We start from the raw sequence: 237 nt of genomic DNA on the forward strand, positions 1-237 counted from the left end.
GCCGGCGCCATCCTGTGGCGCGGGTGGAACAATTCGTGGAAATGGTTCGTGGTGGGGTTGGATTGGCAAGCTCAATGCCTGCTGAAGCTTGCCGCAGCTGAGGAGCAGTTCGAGCGCCTCGAGGACCGGGGCTTCGATTTCATTTTCTGGGTCCATCTAGATGCGACCGCCGACGTCGATCACAGTCAACGTGACAACCCGGTGGGTCGCCTTTCAATCGAGGCCGAAAGGCGGGAG

General features: G+C 60.3%; 1 pseudogene. It reads left to right on the forward strand.

Going from position 1 to position 237, the window contains the following annotated elements:
- A pseudogene (locus tag SB816_RS34810) lies at window positions 1-237 on the forward strand (hypothetical protein); the annotation flags it as partial.

It is taken from the genome of Achromobacter sp. SIMBA_011, from assembly GCF_046535435.1.
GTDB classification, from domain to species: Bacteria; Pseudomonadota; Gammaproteobacteria; order Burkholderiales; family Burkholderiaceae_B; genus Achromobacter; species Achromobacter dolens.